General features: G+C 65.7%; 16 protein-coding genes. 11 read left to right on the top strand and 5 right to left on the bottom strand.

From position 1 onward, the window contains the following. Positions 1-27 precede the first annotated feature (27 nt). Positions 28-2532 carry a DNA translocase FtsK gene (locus ACI48I_RS13820; RefSeq protein WP_498574493.1) on the bottom strand — a complete coding sequence of 835 codons (2505 nt, stop codon included), beginning with the start codon at positions 2530-2532 and terminating at the stop codon, positions 28-30. Positions 2533-2715: 183 nt separating this feature from the next. On the opposite strand from ACI48I_RS13820, the gene trxB reads away from it, so the two are divergent. From trxB to ACI48I_RS13800, 4 genes are all read left to right on the top strand, one after another. Then, on the top strand, positions 2716-3678 hold the full coding sequence (trxB, locus tag ACI48I_RS13815; RefSeq protein WP_193686372.1) for a thioredoxin-disulfide reductase: 963 nt from the start codon (positions 2716-2718) through the stop codon (positions 3676-3678). Between the two features lie 11 nt (positions 3679-3689). Further along, entirely contained in the window at positions 3690-4358 is a 669-nt protein-coding gene (locus ACI48I_RS13810) for a Smr/MutS family protein (RefSeq protein WP_498574492.1), read from the top strand. 144 nt (positions 4359-4502) lie between these two features. Continuing rightward, on the top strand, positions 4503-6695 hold the full coding sequence (locus ACI48I_RS13805; RefSeq protein ID WP_498574491.1) for an ATP-binding protein: 2193 nt from the start codon (positions 4503-4505) through the stop codon (positions 6693-6695). 48 nt (positions 6696-6743) lie between these two features. Beyond that, positions 6744-7352: a trimeric intracellular cation channel family protein gene (locus tag ACI48I_RS13800; RefSeq protein ID WP_193686375.1), complete on the top strand. Its 609-nt coding sequence runs from the start codon at positions 6744-6746 to the stop codon at positions 7350-7352. 20 nt (positions 7353-7372) lie between these two features. Here the strand turns inward: ACI48I_RS13800 and ACI48I_RS13795 are convergent, their stop codons facing one another. Beyond that, positions 7373-7711, bottom strand: coding sequence for a P-II family nitrogen regulator (locus tag ACI48I_RS13795; RefSeq protein WP_498574490.1), 339 nt, complete (start codon positions 7709-7711; stop codon positions 7373-7375). Positions 7712-7739: 28 nt separating this feature from the next. Beyond that, a complete protein-coding gene (locus ACI48I_RS13790) occupies positions 7740-9794 on the bottom strand; it encodes an NAD(+) synthase (protein WP_498574489.1) in 2055 nt (684 codons plus the stop codon). Positions 9795-9824: 30 nt separating this feature from the next. Here ACI48I_RS13790 and ACI48I_RS13785 point away from each other — a divergent pair, with 30 nt between their 5' ends. Next, positions 9825-10973, top strand: coding sequence for a GNAT family N-acetyltransferase (locus ACI48I_RS13785; protein WP_498574488.1), 1149 nt, complete (start codon positions 9825-9827; stop codon positions 10971-10973). Between the two features lie 118 nt (positions 10974-11091). Here ACI48I_RS13785 and ACI48I_RS13780 read toward each other — a convergent pair whose 3' ends face one another. Continuing rightward, on the bottom strand, positions 11092-11619 hold the full coding sequence (locus ACI48I_RS13780; RefSeq protein WP_498574487.1) for a GNAT family N-acetyltransferase: 528 nt from the start codon (positions 11617-11619) through the stop codon (positions 11092-11094). After that, positions 11616-12509, bottom strand: a complete 894-nt coding sequence (locus ACI48I_RS13775; protein ID WP_193686379.1) for a LysR family transcriptional regulator — start codon at positions 12507-12509, stop codon at positions 11616-11618. Before ACI48I_RS13775 ends, ACI48I_RS13780 begins: the two co-directional genes overlap by 4 nt. Before the next feature lie 300 nt (positions 12510-12809). Here ACI48I_RS13775 and ACI48I_RS13770 point away from each other — a divergent pair, with 300 nt between their 5' ends. The 6 genes from ACI48I_RS13770 to ACI48I_RS13745 all read left to right on the top strand — a co-directional run bounded on the left by ACI48I_RS13770 (position 12810) and on the right by ACI48I_RS13745 (position 19921). Continuing rightward, the gene (locus tag ACI48I_RS13770; RefSeq protein ID WP_227496517.1) at positions 12810-15161 is read left to right on the top strand and encodes a TonB-dependent receptor; all 2352 of its coding nucleotides are present in this window, start codon (positions 12810-12812) and stop codon (positions 15159-15161) included. 87 nt (positions 15162-15248) lie between these two features. After that, the gene (locus tag ACI48I_RS13765; protein WP_498574486.1) at positions 15249-16133 is read left to right on the top strand and encodes an alpha/beta fold hydrolase; all 885 of its coding nucleotides are present in this window, start codon (positions 15249-15251) and stop codon (positions 16131-16133) included. Between the two features lie 21 nt (positions 16134-16154). Further along, positions 16155-17354, top strand: a complete 1200-nt coding sequence (locus tag ACI48I_RS13760) for a substrate-binding domain-containing protein (protein ID WP_498574485.1) — start codon at positions 16155-16157, stop codon at positions 17352-17354. 1 nt (position 17355) lies between these two features. Beyond that, positions 17356-18138 carry an ABC transporter ATP-binding protein gene (locus ACI48I_RS13755; RefSeq protein ID WP_498574484.1) on the top strand — a complete coding sequence of 261 codons (783 nt, stop codon included), beginning with the start codon at positions 17356-17358 and terminating at the stop codon, positions 18136-18138. Then, positions 18131-18886 carry an ABC transporter ATP-binding protein gene (locus ACI48I_RS13750; protein ID WP_193686384.1) on the top strand — a complete coding sequence of 252 codons (756 nt, stop codon included), beginning with the start codon at positions 18131-18133 and terminating at the stop codon, positions 18884-18886. Before ACI48I_RS13755 ends, ACI48I_RS13750 begins: the two co-directional genes overlap by 8 nt. 9 nt (positions 18887-18895) lie before the next feature. After that, positions 18896-19921 carry a branched-chain amino acid ABC transporter permease gene (locus ACI48I_RS13745; RefSeq protein ID WP_498574483.1) on the top strand — a complete coding sequence of 342 codons (1026 nt, stop codon included), beginning with the start codon at positions 18896-18898 and terminating at the stop codon, positions 19919-19921.

The following is a 19921-nucleotide window of genomic DNA, read 5'->3' as shown; positions in this document are numbered from 1 at the left end:
CGGTCGGTGCGGAAGCGAACGGGTCGCTTACTCTGCCTGGGTGGCGGGCACGAGGATGTCGCGGTTGCCGTTGCTTTGCATCGGCGAGACGACGCCGCTTTGCTCCATCTGCTCGAGCAGGCGGGCGGCGCGGTTGTAGCCGATGCGCAGGTGGCGCTGGACCAGCGAGATCGAGGCGCGGCGGTTCTTCAGCACCACGGCCACGGCCTGGTCGTACATCGCGTCGGACTCGCCGCCGCCTTCGCCGGCCGGCATGCCGTCGCCGCCGGTGGCGCCCTCTTCCAGCGTGCCGCCTTCCAGGATGCCTTCAATGTAATTCGGCTCGCCCAGCGACTGAAGATGTTTTACAACTCGATGCACTTCGTCGTCCGACACGAAGGCGCCGTGCACGCGCACCGGCAGGCCGGTACCGGGCGGCATGTAGAGCATGTCGCCCATGCCGAGCAGGGCTTCGGCGCCCATCTGGTCGAGAATGGTGCGCGAGTCGATCTTCGAACTCACCTGGAACGCGATGCGGGTCGGGATGTTCGCCTTGATCAGGCCGGTGATGACGTCGACCGACGGACGCTGGGTCGCCAGGATCAGGTGGATGCCGGCGGCGCGCGCCTTCTGCGCGATACGGGCGATCAGCTCCTCGACCTTTTTACCCACGACCATCATCAGGTCGGCCAATTCGTCGATGATGATGACGATCGTCGGCAGCTTTTCCAGCGGCTCCGGATTGTCCGGCATGATCGAGAACGGATTCGGGATGTGCTCTTCGCGCTTGGCCGCATCCGCGATCTTGGTGTTGTAGCCGGCCAGGTTACGCACGCCCAGCTTCGACATCAATTTGTAGCGGCGCTCCATCTCGTTCACGGCCCAGTTCAGCGCGTGGCCGGCCTGGCGCATGTCGGTCACGACCGGCGCCAGCAGGTGCGGGATGCCTTCGTAGACCGACATTTCCAGCATCTTCGGGTCGATCAGGATCAGGCGCACGTCGGCCGGATCGGATTTGTACAGCAGCGACAGGATCGTCGCGTTGATGCCGACCGATTTACCGGAACCGGTGGTACCGGCCACCAGCAGGTGCGGCATCTTGGCCAGGTCCGCCACCACCGGTTTGCCGGCGATGTCCTTGCCCAGCGCGACCGTCAGGTTCGAGGCGCTGTCGTTATAGACCTTGGAGCCGACGATTTCCGTCAGGCGCACGATCTGGCGCTTCGGGTTCGGCAGCTCGAGCGCCATGTAGTTCTTGCCGGGGATGGTTTCCACGACGCGGATCGAGGTCAGCGACAGCGAACGCGCGAGGTCGCGCGCCAGGTTGACGATCTGGCTGCCCTTCACGCCGGTGGCAGGCTCGATTTCGTAGCGCGTGACGACCGGGCCCGGGAAGGCGGCCACGACCTTGGCTTCGACGCCGAAGTCGGACAGCTTCTTCTCGATCAGGCGGCTGGTGAATTCGAGCACGTCGACGGAGACCGTTTCCTGCGCCGGCGGCGGTTCGTCCAGCAGCGACAAAGGCGGCAGCGGCGAGTCGCCCGGCAGGTCGCGGAAGAGCGGCGTCTGCTGCTCCTTGACGGCGCGCTCGCCTTTTGGCACCGACATCATCTGCGGTTCGATCTTGATCGGCGCAGTCATCGACGCAGACATCGACGCAGATTCGGCCGCCATCGTCTGGGCGGCAACGGCCGGTGCGCCGGCGGCAGGCGCGCCCAGCGAAGGCGCGGCACGGGCCGGGGCCGGCACATGCAGCGGTTCGTCGTCGTCGAGCTGCGGCTCGGCGCGCCGCGCCGGCGCAGGCTTCTCGATTTTCGCCCGTTCGGTCACCACGGCTTCGTCGCGCTGTACGGCCGCCGCTTCGCCCTGGCGCCGGTCTTCGCGGTCTTCGACCCGCATGCGGAACCAGTCCATCGTGCTTTCCGCGGCCTCGCCGATGCGCTCGGCCACGGCCAGCCAGGAGACGTGGAAGAACAGCGAGAAACCGAGGCCGAACAGCAGCAGCAGGAGCAGGGTCGCGCCCGTGAAACCGAAGGCGACCTGGGCGGCGTGGCCGAGCAGCTGGCCCAGCACCCCGCCCGGGGCGCGCGGCAATTCGACGTCCCAGGACCACATGCGCAGGTATTCGAGGCCGACGCTGCCGGCGAACATCAGGCCGAAACCGATCCAGCGGACGATGAATTCGTCCTGGTGCTCCGGTTCGGCCGGCGTGGGCAGCTTGTCGGTCAGTTTGCGGTAACCGCGCCAGACCGCGCGCATGAACAGGGCGCCCCACCACCAGGCGGAAAAACCGAAAATGAACAGCAACAGGTCGGCCAGCCAGGCGCCGGCCTTGCCGCCCAGGTTGGAAATGCTGGCGACGGTATTCGCGTGCGACCAGCCCGGATCGGCCTTGTTGTAGCTTAGCAAAATCATCACGAAATACAGGAAGCCGACGGCCATGGCGATCCAGCGCGCCTCCAGCAGGAGACGGGCGAGACGGCGCGGCATCGGCGATCGCGGGGACGGATGACGGGGTGGTGTCGTGGGCTGTGCGGGACTCTTCTTGCTCATGCTGCTGGCTGCTGATGTGTTCGCCGTGGCGGAATCCGACCATTCTAAAGCATGTCGCGTTGCGATACCCCATGATTCATGCTCGGACGCATCATCGTCTATAATCGCTGCTGTTTTCGGCGACTTGATATATGTCCGTCCTGCCCCCAGTTTCCCCTTTCTTCTCTTACTACCTCGCACCCCATGACCACTAAGAAACACGCCAAAGTCCTGATCCTCGGTTCCGGTCCTGCCGGCTACAGTGCCGCCGTCTACGCCGCGCGCGCGAATTTGAGCCCGATGCTGGTGACCGGCGTCGAACAGGGCGGCCAGCTGATGACGACGACCGATGTCGAGAACTGGCCGGGCGACCCGCTGGGCGTGCAAGGTCCGGAGCTGATGGCGCGCCTGCTGCAGCACGCCGAGCGTTTCAATACCGAGATCGTGTTCGACCACATCCACACGACCTACCTGAACGAAAAGCCGATCCGCCTGGTCGGCGACTCGCACGAATTCACCTGCGACGCCCTGATCATCGCCACCGGCGCCTCGGCCCAGTACCTCGGCCTGGAATCGGAACAGGCCTTCATGGGCCGCGGCGTCTCGGCCTGCGCCACCTGCGACGGCTTCTTCTACCGCAACCAGGAAGTGGCGGTCATCGGCGGCGGCAATACCGCGGTCGAGGAAGCCCTGTACCTGGCCGGTATCGCTTCGAAAGTCACCTTGATCCACCGCCGCGACAAGTTCCGCGCCGAGCCGATCCTGGTCGACCGCCTGATGCACAAGGTCAAGGAAGGCAAGATCGTGCTGGAACTGAACCACACGCTGGACGAAGTGGTCGGCGACAACAGCGGCGTCACCGGCCTCAAGATCCGTTCGACCGGCGACGGTTCGGCCAAGGACCTGACCGTGCACGGCCTGTTCGTGGCGATCGGCCACAAGCCGAACACGATGATCTTCGAAGGCCAGCTCGACATGCACAACGGCTACATCAAGACCCGCAGCGGCAACGAGGGCATGGCCACGGCCACCAGCGTGCCGGGCGTGTTCGCGGCCGGCGACGTGCAGGACCACATCTACCGCCAGGCGATCACCAGCTCGGGCACCGGCTGCATGGCCGCGCTCGACGCCCAGCGCTACCTGGAAGCGCTGGAAGACGGCCAGTAACAAGGAGCACGATGGCAGGCATGAAAGACTTTGCCGAACTCAAATCCCTGCGCGACCGGCTGCAGGAAGAGGAACGCCTGCGCGCCATCGAGCAGGCCGAACGCGAAAAGCGCGAACGCATCGCCCGCGAACGCGCGGTCGAGTTCCGCAGCGCCATGGACGGCGTCAAGAAGATGCCGGAGTCGAATCGCTACGTCTATCGGCCGGTGCAGGAAGCGCTGCTGCGCGAGCAGCCCGCACGGCGCGTCCTGTCGCAGGAAGAAGACGACGCCCTGGTGCTGCAGCAGTCGCTGTCGGACATTTTCGACGTGGACGGCCTGCTCGACGACGACCCGACGCTCTCCTATTCAAAAGACGGCGTCGGTCCCGACGTCGTGAAAAAGCTGCGCAAGCGCCACTGGCCGCTACAGGACGAACTCGACCTGCACGGCATGACGCGCGACACCGCACGCGGCCAGGTCGGCGACTTCGTGCGCCGCTCGGTCCGCCGCGGCGTGCGCTGCGTGCGCATCATCCACGGCGTCGGCTACGGCTCCCCGAACGGCGAGCCGGTGCTGCGCTCGGTCGTGCACAGCTGGCTGGTCCAGCTCGACGAAGTCGTCGCCTTCTGCGTGGCAAACCGGGCCGACGGCGGCAATGGCGCGCTGATCGTGCTGCTCAAGCCGGCACTCGACCGTTAATGCGGGGCGGATACAACACTCACCGCGTTGCAATACTGTCGAGGCGACATCCCTTTGTCGGCACGTTGTAGAATTGCGCCGACCCGCCGTCCATGCAGCGCCTACCATAAGGGAAGTCCATTGAAGTCCAGTCCGATCGTTCCCATGTCCGCGGCGCCCCTGGTAGACCTGCAATCCTGCGCGGACGAGCCGATTCACATTCCCGGATTCATCCAGCCCCACGGCTTCCTGCTGTTCTTCGGGCTGGACGGCAGCGTGGAAGGCTGGAGCGCGAACATCCCGGCCGAACTGGCGAACCTGCAAGCCGGCCAGCATTTCGACCACCTGCCCCTGCCGGCGCTGGCCGCCGAGCTGATCGAAGAATGCGTGGCCGGCCAGGTCGACGGCGAATGCGCGCCGGCCTTTATCGCCGTCGAGCTGGGCAAGGTCCAGTACGACTGCATCGTGCACGCCACGCATGGCCGCGTCATCGCCGAATTCGAATCGCGCCACGTGCCCGCCGACACGGTCGCCCTGTTCGCCGTCAAGGCGCACAGCTCGATCGAACGCGTGCGGCGCCAGAAGAGCATCGACACCCTGCTGGAAACCGCCGTGCGCCAGGTGCGCGAATTCACCGGCTTCGACCGCGTCATGGCCTACCGCTTCCGCGAAGACGACAGCGGCGACGTCGTGGCCGAAGCGCGCCGCGAGGACCTGACGCCGTACGTCGGCCAGCGCTACCCGGCAGGCGACATCCCGGCCCAGGCGCGCCGCATGTACATCCTGACGACCCTGCGCATGATCGCCGATGTCGGCTACCGGCCGGTGCCGATGCTGGGCGCGCCCGGCGCGCTGCCGCTCGACATGAGCTACGGCGTGCTGCGCAGCGTCTCCCCGGTCCACATCGAATACCTGCAGAACATGGGCGTGTGCGCTTCGATGAGCGTCTCGATCGTGATCAACGGCCGCCTGTGGGGCCTGCTGGCCTGCCACCACATGGCGCCGAAACAGGTGCCCTACTCGATCCGCATGGCGGCCGACGTGCTGGCCCAGGTGATGGCCTCGACCATCCAGAGCATCGAGGCGCGCCGGGATGCCGAGCAGGTCGAGCAGGCCGCGCGCGTACGCACCAGCCTGGTCGAGTCGCTGCTGATCGACGAGGAACCGCTCGACGCCCTCGCCCGGCATGCGGAGGCCTTGCAGGAAGCGACCGGCTCGCATGCCTTGGTCTGCGTCCACAACGGCAAAGTCATCAGCTTCGGCGCGATCGAACGCGCCACGGCCGAGGCCATCGTGCGCTCGCTCCCGGTGGATGCCAGCGACCTGGTCGTACGCGATGCGCTGGACGAATGGCCGGTGGACGTGCAGCCGGTCATCGGCAAATGGGTCGGGATGCTGGCCCTGCCCTTCGACCCGCCCGGCGGCGGCTGGTGCCTGCTGCTGCGCACCGAACAGATCGAACAGGTGGCCTGGGCCGGACGCCCGGAAAAGACAAGCAGCCACGGTCCGCTGGGCGCGCGCCTGACCCCGCGCGGGTCCTTCGACGCCTGGCACGAAACCGTGCGCGGACGCGCCCAGCCCTGGGAAGCGCCGGTGCAATCGAATGCGCGGCTGATGCTGTCCGAACTGCTGCGCGCCTCGAACGCACGCCGCGCCCAGACCGAATCGACCCGCGCCCAGCTGCTGGCCATGCTGGGCCACGACCTGCGCGATCCGCTCCATTCGATCAACATGGCCGGCACCCTGCTCGAGCGCGGCAATGGCAATGGCAATGCGCAGCCGTCGCTGGGCAAGCGGATCCAGTCGTCGAGCAATCGCATGCAGCGCCTGATCGGCCAGGTGCTCGACATGAGCCGCATCGACGGCGGCCTGGGCCTGGGCATGACGCTCGATCCGATCGACCTGGCCTCGCTCACCGAAGACCTGGTCGACGAGATGCGCCTGGCCTATCCGACGATCAGCTACGAATATGCGAGCCCCGGCCCGACCATGGTGCGCGCCGACGCCGGGCGCATGGCGCAGGTGCTGTCGAACTTGCTGAGCAATGCGCGCCACCACGGGCAGGTCGGGCATCCGATCCGGGTGGCCCTGCACGCCGCCGCCGGCTGGGCGACGCTCGAGGTCGCGAACAAGGGTTCGCCGATTGCCGACGACCTGGCGGCCACCCTGTTCAACCCATTCAAGCGCAGCTCGCTGCACAATCCCCTGAACCGCACCGGCATGGGGCTGGGCCTGTACATCGTCGCCACCATCGTGCGCGAGCACGAGGGGGAGATCAGCTACCGCCACGAAAACGGCCAGGTGATCTTCAGCGTGAAGCTGCCGCTGGCCGAAACCGAGCGCGCCGGCCCGACGTAGGGTGGGTCCCGTGTTAGGCTAGCAACATGCCAACAGAATAGTCGCTGCATGACCCTTATCAAGTTCATCGAAATCATGGCCATCCTGGTCGGGGCGTTTTCCGGCTTCATCGAGGCGCGCCGCAAGCGCATGGACCTGGTCGGCGTCTTCACGGTCGCCTTTATCGCCGCTTTCGGCGGCGGCACCCTGCGCGACATCCTGCTCGACCGCCGTCCGCTGTTCTGGGTCACGCACCAGGAGTATGCGATCCTGATCTTCGTGCTGGCCCTGATCGCCTCCCCCCTCATCCGCACCCTGCGCCACATGGTCTCCGAGCGCCTGATCGTGATCGCCGACGCCGTCGGCCTCGGCCTGTTCTCGATCGCCGGGGTGTCCTCGGCCCTGGACGCCAACATGCCGCTCTTCATCGCGTCGATGATGGGCGTGATTACGGGGATTTTCGGGGGCGTGCTGCGCGACATCGTCTGCAACGAGGTGCCGATGGTGTTCCGGGACGGCAAACCGTATGCGATCTGCGCCTTCCTCGGGAACTGGATGTTCCTGCTGATGGGGCTGTACACGAGCGTGTCGCACGACTTCGCGCTGTGGACCAGCGCGCTCTTCATCAGCGTGCTGCGGCTGGTCACCTGGAAATTCGATATTCAAATGGGGCGTTGACCGCCCCATTCGAACTGGTATTACACCGCGTCCGCGCCCGTCTCACCGGTGCGGATACGAATTACCTGCTGCACGTCCTGCACGAAAATCTTGCCGTCGCCGATCTTGCCCGTGCGCGCGGCCTTGATGATGGCGTCGACCACCTGGTCGACCACGCCGTCGTCCACCACCACCTCGATTTTGACCTTCGGCAGGAAGTCGACCACGTATTCGGCGCCGCGATACAGCTCGGTATGGCCCTTCTGGCGGCCGAAGCCTTTCACCTCGGTGACGGTCAGGCCGGTGACGTTCACGTCGGCCAGGGCTTCACGCACTTCGTCGAGTTTGAAGGGTTTGATTACGCAGGTAATCTGTTTCATGTGTGCTCCTGTTTTTGGATGAGGGATTTTATTGTTGGTCGGGGATGTTCGCCAGGTCGTCGAGCCAGACCGTCGCTTCCGAGTCGCTCGGGGCGCGCCAGTCGCCGCGCGGCGAGAGCGAGCCGCCGTTGCCGACCTTCGGGCCGTTCGGCACGCAGCTGCGCTTGAACTGGCTGGTCTTGAAGAAGCGGAACAGGAAGATCGACAGGTTGCGCTTGATCGCGTCGAGTTCGTACTCGTTGCGCGCGCCATGCTCGTCCGGCCAGCGCCCTTCGTTCTTCGAGCGCCAGGCGGAGTACGACAGGAAGGCCACTTTCGACGGCGTGAAGCCGTAGCGCAGGATGTAGTACAAATTAAAATCCTGCAGCTCGTAGGGACCGATCACGCTTTCCGTGATCTGGGCCGGCTTGTCGTCGCCTTCCTTGCCGGGCACCAGCTCCGGACTGATCTCGGTGCCGAGCACGTTCAGCAGCACCTCCGCCCCGCCCTTCACGACGGCCCCGGTTTCGGCGACCCAGCGCACCAGGTGCGTGATCAGGGTCTTCGGCACGCTGGCGTTCACGTTGTAGTGCGACATGTGGTCGCCTACGCCATAGGTGCACCAGCCCAGCGCCAGTTCCGACAGGTCGCCGGTGCCGATCACGATCGCGCCCAGGTGGTTCGCGAGCCGGAACAGGTGATTGGTGCGCTCGCCCGCCTGCACGTTCTCGAAGGTGACGTCGTACTGCTCCTTGCCTTCGGCATAGGGGTGGCCGAGGTCCTTCAGCATCTGCAGGCAGCTCGGGCGGATGTCGATCTCCTTCGCGCTGCAGCCGACCACTTCCATCAGCGCGTGCGCCTGCTGCAGCGTGCGGCCGCTGGTGGCAAAGCCCGGCATCGTGTAGGCCAGGATGTTCGTGCGCGGCAGGCCCAGGCGGTCCATGGCGGCGGCGCAGACCAGCAAGGCATGGGTCGAATCGAGTCCGCCCGACACGCCGATCACCACCTTCTGGATCCCGCTCGAGGACAGGCGCTGGATCAGGGCCTGGACCTGGATGTTGTAGACCTCGGTGCAGCGCTCGTCGCGCAGCGCGCGGTCGGCCGGCACATAGGGGAAGCGCTCGATCTCGCGGTTCAGGGGCAGCGTGGTCTCGAAGGGCAGCGCCAGTTTCACGCGCTGGACGCGGAAACTCGCCACTTCCTGGGCATGGCGGCGCGCCGACTGGGCGAAGGTGGTGGCGCGCATGCGCTCCTGCGACAGGCGTTCCAGGTCGACGTCGGCGAAAATGATGTGCGACTCGTCCAGAAAACGTGCCGATTCGGCCAGCATCTCGCCTTTTTCGTAGATGATGGCCTGGCCGTCCCAGGCCATGTCGGTGGTCGATTCGCCGCGCCCGGCCGAGGTGTACAGATAGGCGGCCATGCAGCGCGCCGACTGCTGGCTGACCAGCTGGTGGCGGTAGGTGCTTTTCCCGACCAGCACGTTCGAAGCCGACAGGTTCACCAGCACCGTCGCGCCGGCCATCGCCGCGAACGAGGACGGCGGCACCGGCACCCAGACGTCTTCGCAGATCTCGACGTGGAAGCGCAGCAGCGGCAGGTTCTCGACCTCGAACACCTGGTTCGGGCCGAAAGGAACCGACTCTCCGAACAGTTCGATTGCGTCGACGGCGGCGCATTCGGCCGCAGAGAATTGGCGCGATTCGTAGAATTCGCCGTAGTTCGGCAGGAAGCTTTTCGGCACCAGGCCCAGCACGCGTCCGCTCGCGACCACGGCCGCACAATTGAACAGCTGGTGATTGACCCGCAGGGGCAGGCCCACTACCATCGCCACAGGCAGCGTGTTCGATGCCTCCACGACGGCCGCCAGCGCTTCCTCGCAGGCGTCGAGCAAGGCCTTCTGGTGGAACAGGTCGTCGCAGCTGTAGGCGGACAGGCCCAGTTCCGGGAACGCGACCAGGGCCGCGCCCTGCTCTGCGGCCTGGCGCGCGAGGGCCAGGGTCTGCTCGACGTTATAGGCCGGGTCGGCGATGCGGCAACGAGGAATGGCCACGGCCACGCGCGCGAATCCGTGGGAATAGAGATTGAAAAATCGGTTGTTCATGTAGTGCCCTGAATAGGTATAAGAGCAATTTTGAATTATCGCACGCATATCGCTTCTTCCCTGTCCGAGATCGGCGAACAAGCCTGGAACGGCCTGCTGGCGCAGCAGGAGGAAGCCAACCCCTTCCTTTCCTACGCCTTCCTGCATGCGCTGCACGAATCCGGCAGCGCCGCCCCCGAGACCGGCTGGCAGCCGCAATACATCGCGCTCTATGAGGACGTGGCAGGGCGCGGCGCCACGCTGGCCGCGGCCCTGCCGCTGTACGTGAAAGGCCACTCCTACGGCGAATACGTGTTCGACTGGGCCTGGGCCGACGCCTACCAGCGCCATGGGCTCGACTATTACCCCAAGCTGCTGGCCGCCGTCCCCTTCACGCCGGTCGCCGGTCCGCGCCTGCTGGCGGTCGACGAGGCGGCGCGTGCGGCGCTGATCGCCGTCCTGAAAGCGACGCAACGCGCGACCGAGGTGTCGTCGACCCACATCCTGTTCCCGCCGGAAGGGCATGCGCGCCAGTTGCAGGAGGCCGGCTTCATGCTCAGGAGCGGCGTGCAGTTCCACTGGCTCAATCCGGGCTATGCGGACTTCGAGGAGTTCCTCGCCACGCTGGAGCAAAAAAAGCGCAAGAACATCCGCGCCGAGCGGAGAAAAGTGCGCGAAGCCGGCGTGACCCTGCGCCGCGTGCGCGGTGCGGACGCGACGGACGCCGACTGGAAGCTGTTCAACCGCTGCTACCGCCACACCTATGCCGCACACTATTCGACGCCCTACCTGAACCTGGATTTCTTCCGCCGCATCGGCAGGACCATGCCGGACAATATCCTGCTCGTGATCGCCGAGCGCGAAGGCCGGCCGATCGCGTCCTCGCTGGTGATCCACAGTGCCGACACCTTGTACGGCCGCTACTGGGGCGAACTGGAACACGTGCCCTGCCTGCACTTCGAGGCCGCCTATTATCAACCGCTCGAGTTCTGCATCGAGCAAGGCATCAAGACCTTCGAGGGCGGCGCCCAGGGCGAACACAAGATGGCGCGCGGCTTCCTGCCGACGCGCACCTTCTCGGCGCACTGGCTGGCGCATCCCTCGTTCGCCGACGCGATCGAACGCTTCCTCGAGCGGGAAGCGGGCGGGATCGATGATTACATCAGTGAGCTCAATGAAAGGAACCCATTCAAGGGCTAGAACCCGGAGCGCTTTGCGTAGGGTGGGCTCCGCCCACGCGGTGATACGCACCGGCTCCGTGTTCGTGCGCGATGATCTTGCGGTTACGTATCACCGCGTGGGCGGAGCCCACCCTACGTTACGCAACTGCCCGTAGTATTGCCAGCGCGGTCTCCAAGCGCTCAGCCGTCAGAACATAGCGCCCATATGGCACGCTCCTGATCGGCGGCAGGTCGCTATCGCGCTCGAATCCAATCGCCGTGTACATCCGCAGCGCCGAGGCCATCACGGAACTCGTATGCAGCCCCACGACGGGCGCGCCGGCCCCGCGTGCGGCTTCGAGGCAGGCGGCAACCAAGGACCGGCCGATACCGCAGCCACGAAAATCGGGCGCCACGACCAGCATCCTGATCACCGACCAGTCCCCGGGAAAGATGGCACTGCGCGGCCGCCCCGGCCCGACATGGACCACCGCACCCGCGATCACGCCATCGCGCTCCGCCACGAACAGGTCGCCATCGGCGGCCAGGTCGGCCATCTGCCCGATGCCTTCGATGAAGGTTGGCCAGTCGGCATAATGGTCCGAGTACTCGGCAAATGCGGCGCGTGCAAGCGCGTTGACGGCATACTGGTCCGCTGCGGCGAAGCGCCTGACCGCGACCCTCATACGAACAGCGAGGGCTGGCTGTCCGCGTAATCGCGCAACAGGTTCCACACCACCTTCACGCGCCGCAGCCGGTATAAATCGGTCGGCGCCGCCAGCCAGAACGAGCGCTCGGCGAAGAAGCCCGGCAGCACCGGCACCAGCTTGCCGTCGTCGGGCACCGCATACGGCGGCGCCATCATCAGGCCCATGCCCAGCGCGGCCGCCTCGATCTGCGCCGTCATGCCCGAGCAGCACAGGCGCCGGCGCGGAGTAAAGCCGAGTTCGTCCAGATAGGACAGCTCGCGGCTGGCCAGGCGGTCCTGCACGTAGTCGACGAAATAATGCTGGGACAGGTCGGACTGGTGGCGGATCGGCGGATGCCGGGCCAGGTAGTCGGGCGAGGCGTACAGGTAGAAGCGGAACGAGGCCAGGCGCGTCACCATGTAGCGCCCGGTGGTCGGGGGATCGAGCATCACGCCCAGGTCGGCCTCGCGGTTGGCCAGGTTGGCGAAGCTCGGCAGCGCCAGCAGATCGATCGTCAGCTCGGGATTGGCGTCGAGCAGGCCGACCAGCAGCGGCGCCACGACCTTTACGCCGAACACCTCCGGCACCCCGAGGCGCACCACGCCGTGTGCCGCCACTTCCGCCCCGCCGAGCTGCTCGGCCGCAGCCAGGGCCGCGCCTTCCATTGCCTCGGCATGGGGCAGCAGCGCAAGGCCCATTTCGGTCAGCTCGTAGCCCTCGCGCGAACGGTCGAACAGGGTCGTGCCCAGTTCTTTTTCGAGGCGGTCGATGCGCCGCGCCACCGTCGTGTGCTCGACATCGAGCCGGCGCGAGGCGCCCGAGAGCGTGCCGGCGCGCGCCAGCTCAAGAAAGAATCGAAGGTCGGTCCACTCTGGCAAGCTATTCATCGGCACATTGTTTGATATCAATATCCCTATTGTGCACCAGTGCACATTCATCCCGCAATCGATTCCCATACGCATGTTTGAGGGCACACAAATTGTGCAGTTGCAGCATTCCACGTGCATTTTCTCTCTTTGCATAACGCACCAAGCCGGTGCGAGCACCTGTGCATCCACGCACAAGGGGTGGGCGCGTTGTTATCTTTTCAGCCAGACCGAACCCGTGCACACTGCTCTGCGTGCGATTCCGAACGCATCGCCACCACCATAATTAGGAGACAAGAAATGCGCCTGACAGATAAAAAAATGAAATTGATCAATCGTTCCGCCATTTCCACCGCCGTTCTGCTGGCGATCTACGGTGGCCCGGTCGGAATCGCTCACGCCCAGCAAGCCCAGGAAGCCCAGGCGAGCGGCGACACCGCCGCGGCCACCGACGGCGCCATCAACAAGGTGATCGTAACCGCCCGCCGCCGCGCCGAACTGATCCAGGATGTCCCGGGCGCCGTCACCGCGCTCTCGGGCGCCGATCTCGAAAAGCAGGCAATTCCCGACCTGACCGCGCTGACCGAAAAGGTCCCGAACACGACGCTCAAGGCCTCGCGCGGCACGAACACCACCCTGACCGCGTTCATCCGCGGCGTCGGCCAGCAAGACCCGGTCGCCGGCTTCGAACAGGGCGTCGGCATCTATCTCGACGACGTCTACCTGGCGCGTCCCCAGGGCGCCCTGACCGACATCTATGACCTCGAGCGCATCGAAGTGCTGCGCGGTCCGCAGGGCACCCTGTACGGCCGCAATACCATCGGCGGCGCGGTCAAATACGTGACCCGCAAGCTGGCCTCGAAGCCGACCTTCGACGTCAAGGCGACCGTCGGCAACTACGGCGAAAAAGACCTGGTCCTCAAGGGCAGCACCCCGGTCTCCGACATGCTGCGCCTGGGCGCCACCGTCGGCACCTTCAACCGCGACGGCTTCGGCAAGAACGTCGTCAACGGCCGCGAGAACTACAACAAGGACGTGCTGGCCGGCCGCTTCAGCGCCGAGCTGACCCCGACCAGCGACCTGTTCGTGCGCTTCACCGCCGACAAGACGGTCGACAAGTCGGAACCCAAGCAGGGCTATCGCCTGACCCCTGGCCCGGCCCCGGCCAGCCTCGCGCCGCTGAACGACTTCTACGACACCCGCGCCAACCTGTATGCGGTCAATGGCCACGAACAGAAGGTGACGACCGAAGGCCAGGCCCTGCTGCTCGAATACACGATCGACCCGACCCTGTCGGTCAAGTCGATCACGGCGCATCGCAAATCGCTGTCGTACGCGCCGATCGACTTCGATTCGCTCAACACGCCGACCTGGGAAGCGCCGTCGATCTACAGCGACAAGCAGACCAGCCAGGAATTCCAGCTGACTTATACCGGCTCGCGCTGGCAGGGCGTGGCCGGCCTGTTCTACATGAAGACGAATGCCTTCAACGAATTCGACGTGCTGTACAACGCACTGGGCGGCCTGTCGCTGCTGACCCGCGACGACATCGACACCAAGACCTGGGCCGTCTTCGCCGACGCCAGCTACAGCCTGACCGACACCTTCAACATCACGCTCGGCGGCCGCTACACCAGCGACGAGCGCAGCGCCGCCATCTTCAAGCGCACCTACCTCGGCCTGGCCGGCTCGCCCAACCTGGGTAATCCCGCCGCTGTCCCCCTCGCCGCCCCGAACACGGACCTCGGCCCGAACGACCTGCACCGCACCGACAAGAAGTTCACGCCGAAGGTCGGCTTCGGCTGGAAGATCGCGCCGGAACATAATATCTACAGCACCTACGCCAAGGGCTTCAAGGGCGGCATGTTCGATCCGCGCATGGACCTGGTGGCAACGGGCGGCCCGAACAGCGCCGCTTCGCTGCAGAAGCGCCAGGGCGTCGATCCGGAAGAAGTCAGCACCGTCGAACTGGGCCTGAAGTCGGCGCTGAACGGCGGCCGCGTGCAGACCAATGCCGCCGTGTTCTATACCGACTACAAGAACGTCCAGGTCCCGGGTTCGATTCCGACCTTCGGTGCGAACGGCGCGGTGAACGGCTTCGCCGGCAGCCTGACCAACGCCGGCAAGGCCAAGATCAAGGGCGTGGAACTGGAAGCGATCGCCTACCTGACCAACCAGTTGAGCATGAACGCGATGTACAGCTACATCGACGCCAACTACAAGGAATGGTTCGTCGCGAACACCACCGGCCTGGTGAACATCGCACCGCATACCGAGTTCCAGAACACGCCGAAGAACGCCGCCAACCTCGGCGTCACCTACGACTGGCCGTTCGCGGTCGCGGGCCGCAGCGGTTCGCTGAGCCTGACCAACAGCGTCTCCTACAAGAGCAAGGTGTACCAGACCGAGATCGTGAGCGCGCCCGGCATCGCCAGCCTGGACCCGACCGTCCCCGGCAACCTGGCGCTGGCCCAGAGCGGCTATTCGCTGTGGGATGCGGGCCTGGTGTGGACCAGCGCCGACCGCAAGATCCAGGTCGGGCTGCACGGCCGCAACCTGGCGGACAAGCGCTACAAGGTGGCCGGCTACAATTTCTCGGGCTTCTTCAACACCGTCACCGCGTTCTATGGCGACCCACGCACCGTGCGCGCGACCGTGAACGTGAAGTTCTGATCCGCCCCGCGTAGTAAAAAGAGGCGCACGCCGAGGTGCACGTAAATGCGCCGGCGTGCGCGTCCACCTCATCGATTACGGGGTCACATGTCCACCTACACTGAAACCAGCTTTACGAGCGACGATGGCCTGCGCCTGTATGCGCGCGATTACCCAGCCAGTGGCGGTCCGGCGCCCGTGCCGGCGCACCTGCCGGTGGTGTGCCTGCATGGCCTGACGCGCAACTCGGCGGACTTCGACGAACTGGCGCCCGAGATCGCCCGCTGGGGCCGGCGCGTGCTCGTACCCGACGTGCGCGGCCGCGGCGACTCGGCGCGCGACCCGCATCCCGACAACTACAACCCGGTCGTGTATGCGAACGACGTCGTCAAGCTCCTGCACGACCTCGGCATCGCGCGCGCCGTGTTCATCGGCACCTCGATGGGCGGCCTGATCACGATGACGCTGGCCGTGCGCCATATCGAGCTGATCGCCGGCGCCGTGATCAACGACGTCGGGCCGGTACTGTCGGTCAAGGGCCTGGCGCGCATCGCCGGCTATGCGGGACGCTGCAGCACCCTCGCCTCCTGGATCGAGGCCGCCGCCTACCTGAAAGACATCAACGCCTGCGCCTTTCCCGACGCACCGGAGGAGGAATGGGGCAAGTGGGCACGCCGCGCCTTCGAGGAAGACGCATCGGGCAAGCTCGCCCTGCGCTACGACCCGGCTATTGCGATAGCATTGCAAACAGGTAAACTAAGACCGACTTCGCTGGCCGGCCGCCTCGCCTTCAAGCGTCTCGCGCACAAGCGCCCGACCCTGCTGGTGCGCGGTGCCCTGTCCGACCTGCTCGAGCCGGACCAGGCGGCGTGGATGCGCCGCGCCGCGCCGGCCATGCAGTACACCGAAGTGCCGAACGTCGGCCACGCCCCGATGCTCACCGAACCGGAAGCCCTGGAGGCGATACGCCAGTTCCTGGCGCAGCTTCCTTAAAAACAGCAATCAGGAGACAGCATGCACCATCTCATCAAACCCCTCAGCGCCGCCCTTCTCGTCGCCTTCGCCGCCACTGCGGCGCCGTATGCGCTGGCGGCCGGCCCCGATCTGAAAATCGCCCTCATCGCCGGCAAGACCGGCGCGCTCGAGGCCTATGCCAAGGAAACCGAGACCGGCTTCATGCTGGGCCTGGAATACCTCACCGGCGGCAAGATGGAGATCAATGGGCGCAAGCTGATGGTCATCGTCAAGGACGACCAGAGCAAGCCGGACCTCGGCCGCACCCTGCTGGCCGAAGCCTATGGCGACGACAAGGTCGAGATCGCGGTCGGCACCAGCTCTTCCGGCTCGGCGCTCGCCATGCTGCCGGTGGCGAAGGAGTACAAGAAGGTGCTGATCGTCGAGCCGGCCGTGGCCGACGCCATCACCGGCGACAAGTGGAACAAATACATCTTCCGCACCGCGCGCAACTCGATGCAGGACGCGCTGGCCGCAGCCACCACCCTGAAAGGCGGCAGCGTCGCCTTCCTGGCCCAGGACTATGCCTTCGGGCGCGACGGCGTCAAGGCCGGCAAGGAAGCCCTGGCGGCGACCGGCAGCAAGGCCACGGTGGTGCACGAGGAATACGCGCCGGCCGCCGCGACCGATTTCACCGCGCCGACCCAGCGCCTGTTCGACGCCCTGAAGGACAAGCCGCAGCCGCGCGTGCTGGGCATCGTCTGGGCCGGCCCGAACCCGATGAACAAGATCGCCGACATGAAGCCGGAACGCTTCGGCATCTCGCTGGCACCGGGCGGGAACATCCTGCCGGTGATGAAGACCTGGAAGAACTACGCCGGCACCGAAGGCACGATCTATTATTACTACGCCTTCCCGAAGAACAAGATGAACGACTGGCTGGTGGCGGAACATACCAAGCGTTTCAAGGCACCGCCCGACATGTTCACCGCCGGCGGCTTCGCCGCCGCCAGCGCGGTGTTCAATGCGCTTTCCAAGGTCCCGAGCGGGAACGGGGACCAATTGGTCGCGGCCATGGAAGGCATGAGCTTCGAGACGCCAAAAGGCCCGATGAGCTTCCGCAAGGAAGACCACCAGGCGCTGCAGTCGATGTACCACTTCCGCATCAAGAAGGACCAGAAGAACGAATGGGACCTGCTGGAACTGGTGCGCGAAATCCCGGCCGCCGAGCTGCCGCTCCCGGTCCGCAACAAGCGCTGAGATGGCAAGCGTTCCAGTACAGCAGCCGTCGCTGTCCACGCGCGAGCTGACGATCCGCTTCGGCGGACACGTCGCGGTGAACGCGGTGACGGCGGACTTCTACCCGGGCACGCTGACGGTGATCGTCGGACCGAACGGGGCCGGCAAGACGACCTATTTCAATCTGGTCTCGGGCCAGCTGCCGGCCACCTCGGGCAGCGTGCTGTTGAAGGGCGTCGACGTCACCCGCGCCGGCGCTGCCCGCCGCACGCGGCTCGGCATCGGGCGCGCGTTCCAGCTGACGAATCTGCTCCCCAACCTGACGGTAATGGAAAACGTGCGCCTGGCCGTCCAAAGCCGGGCCGGGCTCGGCATGAACATGTTCTCGGTCTGGTTCGGGCACAAGGAACTCATTGAACGCGCCGGCCACTACCTGGAACGGGTGGCGATGGCGGGCAAGCGCGAGGCCCTCGTCGGCTCGCTCTCGCACGGCGACCAGCGCAAGCTGGAAGTGGCGATCCTGCTGGCGCTGGAACCGGACATCCTGATGTTCGACGAGCCGACCGCCGGCATGAGCGTCGACGAGGTCCCGGTCGTGCTCGACCTGATCCAGGCCGTGAAGCGCGACGCCAATAAGACCGTGCTGCTGGTCGAGCACAAGATGGACGTCGTGCGCCAGCTGGCCGACCGCATCATCGTGCTGCACAACGGCACCCTGGTCGCGGACGGCATGCCCGGCGAAGTCATGCAATCGAAGATCGTACAGGAAGCCTATCTTGGAACACCCGAAAGCGAACATGCGTGACGCGAACAGGAGCGAGGCCGCAGGACAGGCCCCACTCTTGACCCTCTCCGGCGTCCACACCCACATCGGCCAGTACCACATCCTGCAAGGCGTGGACCTGGCCGTGCCGCGCGGCGGCCTGTCAGTGCTGCTGGGCCGTAACGGCGCCGGCAAGACCACCACCCTGCGCACGATCATGGGGCTGTGGAAGGCGAGCGCCGGCGCCATCACCTTCGACGGCCAGGACATCACGAAACTGGCCACGCCGGACATCGCGCGCGCCGGCATCGCCTATGTCCCGGAAAGCATGGCCGTGTTTTCCGATCTGACCGTGCGCGAGAACCTGCACCTGGCCGCGCGCAGCGGCCCGATGGACCAGGCGCGGGTCGACTGGATCTTCGGCTTCTTCCCTGCGTTAAAAAAATTCTGGAACTACCCGGCCGGGAACCTCTCGGGCGGCCAGAAACAGATGGTGGCGATCGCCCGTGCGATCGTCGAGCCGAGAAAGCTGCTGCTGGTGGACGAGCCGACCAAGGGCCTCGCTCCCGCCATCGTGCAAAGCCTGATCGCGGCCTTCCGCGAGCTGAAGGAAACCGACACCACCATCCTGCTGGTCGAGCAGAATTTCAACTTCGTGCGCTCGCTGGGCGACACCGTCAGCGTGATGGACGACGGCCGCGTGGCCCATGCCGGCGCAATGGCGGCGCTGGCCGGCGACGACGAGCTGCAGCAGCGCCTGCTCGGCCTGTCGCTCGACTCCCACCAATAGGATTCAACGATGAGTGCAAGCCTCCCCCTCGTGCAGCCGGCCGACACGCCGCTGCCCAGCGCCCCGCGCGACATCGCGCCGCTGCTGCTCATTCCCGTGCTGGCTCTTGCGATGCTGCCGCTGGTCGGCAGTTTCCCGACCTGGGTGACGCTCACCGTCGCCGGTCTCGCGATGGGCATGATGATCTTCATCATGGCCAGCGGGCTCACGCTCGTCTTCGGCCTGATGGACGTGCTGAACTTCGGCCACGGCGCCTTCGTGTCGGTCGGCGCCTTCACGGCGACCCTGGTGCTGCTGCCGATGCGCGGCTGGCTGGAAGCCGATTCGCTGCTGTTGAACCTCGGTGTACTGGGCCTGGCGGTGACGCTGGCGATGGTCGTCACCGCCCTCCTCGGCTGGGCCTTCGAGCGCATCATCATCATGCCGGTCTACGGCCAGCACCTGAAGCAGATCCTGATCACGATGGGCGGCATGATCGTCGCCGAGCAGCTGATCAACGTGATCTGGGGCGCGGAAACGATCCCGCTGCCGCTGCCGGCTTCCCTGCGCGGCGCCATCTTCCTGGGCGAGGCCGCGATCGAGAAATACCGGCTGCTGGCGGTCGTCGTCGGGCTGGTCGTGTTCGCGGTCCTGTTCCTGGTTCTCAACCGCACCAAGATCGGCTTGCTGATCCGCGCCGGCGTCGAAAACCGCGACATGGTCGAGAGCCTGGGCTACCGCATCCGCCGCCTGTTCGTCGCCGTGTTCGCGGCCGGTTCGGCGCTGGCCGGCCTGGGCGGCGTGATGTGGGGCCTGTACAAGGAAACCCTGTCGGCCGCGATGGGCGGCGAGACCATCGTCATGATCTTCATCGTCATCATCATCGGCGGCCTGGGTTCGGTGGGCGGCTGCTTCATCGGTTCGCTGCTGATGGCGCTGGTGGCCAACTATGCCGGTTTCCTGGCGCCGAAATTCGCCCTGGTCTCGAACATCGCGCTGATGATCGCGGTGCTGATGTGGCGTCCGGCCGGCCTGTATTCGACATCGCGGAGTTAA

This window comes from Massilia sp. LXY-5 (assembly GCF_059801075.1).
Note: the sequence above shows the minus strand (reverse complement) of the source record. Positions and strands in the feature narration are given on the sequence as shown.

Excerpts from the sequence above, each read along its gene's own strand:
- ACI48I_RS13820 (WP_498574493.1), bottom strand. The coding sequence starts at position 2,532 with ATGAGCAAGAAGAGTCCCGCACAGCCCACGACACCACCCCGTCATCCG.
- trxB (WP_193686372.1), top strand. The coding sequence starts at position 2,716 with ATGACCACTAAGAAACACGCCAAAGTCCTGATCCTCGGTTCCGGTCCT.
- ACI48I_RS13810 (WP_498574492.1), top strand. The coding sequence starts at position 3,690 with ATGGCAGGCATGAAAGACTTTGCCGAACTCAAATCCCTGCGCGACCGG.
- ACI48I_RS13805 (WP_498574491.1), top strand. The coding sequence starts at position 4,503 with ATGTCCGCGGCGCCCCTGGTAGACCTGCAATCCTGCGCGGACGAGCCG.
- ACI48I_RS13800 (WP_193686375.1), top strand. The coding sequence starts at position 6,744 with ATGACCCTTATCAAGTTCATCGAAATCATGGCCATCCTGGTCGGGGCG.
- ACI48I_RS13795 (WP_498574490.1), bottom strand. The coding sequence starts at position 7,711 with ATGAAACAGATTACCTGCGTAATCAAACCCTTCAAACTCGACGAAGTG.
- ACI48I_RS13790 (WP_498574489.1), bottom strand. The coding sequence starts at position 9,794 with ATGAACAACCGATTTTTCAATCTCTATTCCCACGGATTCGCGCGCGTG.
- ACI48I_RS13780 (WP_498574487.1), bottom strand. The coding sequence starts at position 11,619 with ATGAGGGTCGCGGTCAGGCGCTTCGCCGCAGCGGACCAGTATGCCGTC.
- ACI48I_RS13775 (WP_193686379.1), bottom strand. The coding sequence starts at position 12,509 with ATGAATAGCTTGCCAGAGTGGACCGACCTTCGATTCTTTCTTGAGCTG.
- ACI48I_RS13770 (WP_227496517.1), top strand. The coding sequence starts at position 12,810 with ATGAAATTGATCAATCGTTCCGCCATTTCCACCGCCGTTCTGCTGGCG.
- ACI48I_RS13765 (WP_498574486.1), top strand. The coding sequence starts at position 15,249 with ATGTCCACCTACACTGAAACCAGCTTTACGAGCGACGATGGCCTGCGC.
- ACI48I_RS13760 (WP_498574485.1), top strand. The coding sequence starts at position 16,155 with ATGCACCATCTCATCAAACCCCTCAGCGCCGCCCTTCTCGTCGCCTTC.
- ACI48I_RS13755 (WP_498574484.1), top strand. The coding sequence starts at position 17,356 with ATGGCAAGCGTTCCAGTACAGCAGCCGTCGCTGTCCACGCGCGAGCTG.
- ACI48I_RS13750 (WP_193686384.1), top strand. The coding sequence starts at position 18,131 with ATGCGTGACGCGAACAGGAGCGAGGCCGCAGGACAGGCCCCACTCTTG.
- ACI48I_RS13745 (WP_498574483.1), top strand. The coding sequence starts at position 18,896 with ATGAGTGCAAGCCTCCCCCTCGTGCAGCCGGCCGACACGCCGCTGCCC.